Genomic DNA, 2,051 nt, shown 5'->3' on the forward strand with positions numbered 1-2,051 from the left:
CGCGCTGCTGGGAGGCCGGTTCGTCGAGCATGCGGCCCAGCGCCGCGCTGAGGTTCGCGAGGGCGTCCATGAAGCGCTTGCGCTGGATCCGGTAGCGGGCATCGTCGACCGCGCGTTCCAGCAGCAGGTCTTCGGCGGCGTCGATGTAGCCGCGGTTCGCGTCGGTCACGGCGTCCACCAGCTCCGGCAGGTGCTGGTGTTCCCAGTTCGGCAGCACGTAGCTGAAGAACGAGGCGATCAGCGCGCCGAGCAGCGTGTCGAGCAGGCGTTGTTCGATGGCGCCGGCGAAATGCGGCACGGTCAGGCCGATCAGCAGCAGGGCCTGCACGCTGGCGGCGATCGCCGTGTAGCGGTACTTGATCGACAGGAAGGTCGGCCCGGCCGCGGTCGCGACGAACAGGAAGCCGATCAGCACGGCCGGCGAATGGACGAAGCGGAGGATCAGCGCCGTGAGCACGCAGCCGATCAGCGTGCCGACCAGGCGGTCGGTGCGGCGCTGGCGCGTCATGCTGAACGTCGGCTTCAGGATCACGGCGATCGTCAGCGCCGTCCAGTAGCCGTGCGACGTGTACGGCAGCCATTCGGACGACAGCAGGCCCACCGAGATCGCCATCGCCACGCGCAGCGCGAACCGGAACGTGGGCGACGTCCAGCGCAGGTTGGCGACGAGCGTGCCCAGGTTGTAGCGCTGCTGGGTGAGGAAGGGCGTCAGGTCGCTGCCCGGCGCCATCGGGAGTGTCCCGCCCTCCGTCCCGCTGGCGGCGTGCAGGCGCGCGATCATCGCGATCATGTCGCGGATCTTGTTGGACGTGGCGCGCAGCACGGCCTGCGGATTCACCTCGTCGCTGTCGGCCGGGGGCAGGGCGCGCAGGGCCGTTTCCAGCGCGGCCAGCTCGGGGCGGTAATCGGTATCGGCATGCGACGGCCGGTCGCGCGTCATGGCGTATGCCGCCGATTCGATGTCGCGCGCCGCCTTGCCGATCAGGTCGCCCAGCAGCGGCAGCACGGGGCCGCCCGCGAAATGCTGGCGCAGCAGGGCGTAATCGGTGTGCGTCGAGAGCACCAGTTCGTACAGGTCGAACATGGCGTAGTGCACGCGCACGAGGACGGCCTCGTCGTCCCTGGGCTTGCCGCGCAGGACCAGGTCGCGCGACGCCTGCTGGCGCTCGGCCAGCACGCTTTGCTGGCGCACGAGCTTTTCCATCTGCGCCGGCAGCGGTTTGGCCATGTCGTAGCAGCCGGCCTTGATGCCCGTGTAGGCCGCCAGTTCGTACAGCGCTTCGGCCAGCACCTGCTGCTTCAGCCGGCGCCGCAGCCGCCAGACGACGACCATCGCATACGTCATGTAGCCGGCACCGCCCGCGAAGAACAGGGCGCCCTGGCGCAGCGCCTGCAGCGGCGTGGCGGCGGCGTCGCTCGACAGCATCATCACGAACAGCGCGACGAACTGCAGCGGCATCGCCTTGCGGCCGTACACGGTCATCATGCTGGCGAGGAAGGAGACGAGCACGATGACGGTGCGCAGCAGCCATTGCACGGGCGAACACAGGCTGACGAGCAGCGCCACCAGCGAACACGTCAGCACGCCGGCCAGCATCTCGTTGAACTTGTGCCGCAGCGGGCTGGGCAGGTCCATCAGGCTCGTGCACAGCGCGCCCATCGCCACCGCCATCGCGGTCGGCAGGTCGGCGACGGCATACGTCAGGAACGTCAGGCCGACGACGCCCGTGGCGATGCGCAGGCCGGTATAAAAGTAATGACTGAAGAAGAGCGTGCGCGGCGCGAGGGCGTAATGCATGTGGGGACGCGTCAGCAATGGACGAGTCATTATAGCGTCGCCGGCGTCCCTATGCCGCCATCAGGAAATCGTACGCGGCATCGTTGGCGCACGCCTGGGCGCGCACGGCCATCGGCTGCGTCTCGGTGAGCAGGGTGATCATCGCCGGCACGTCGAGCCCGTCGAGCGCGGCATGGAAGCGGCGGATGAGCTCGCGGCACAGCTTTTCGTCCGGCGGCGTGTCGCCCTCGGTTGCGCCAGCACCTGTCGCGCG

The 2,051-nt window shown here is 68.9% G+C and carries 2 protein-coding genes; both read right to left on the bottom strand.

From position 1 onward, the window contains the following. Positions 1-1,828, bottom strand: a 1,828-nt coding sequence (locus ACEN88_RS30090; RefSeq protein ID WP_413345611.1) for an FUSC family membrane protein, incomplete at its 3' end; no start/stop codon positions are given. Between the two features lie 19 nt (positions 1,829-1,847). After that, a partial coding sequence (locus ACEN88_RS30095) for a hypothetical protein (protein WP_413345613.1) occupies positions 1,848-2,051 on the bottom strand: 204 nt, incomplete at its 5' end.

Origin of the sequence: Massilia sp. CT11-108 (assembly GCF_047302915.1) — a bacterium.
Lineage (GTDB): Bacteria > Pseudomonadota > Gammaproteobacteria > Burkholderiales > Burkholderiaceae_D > Telluria > Telluria orientalis.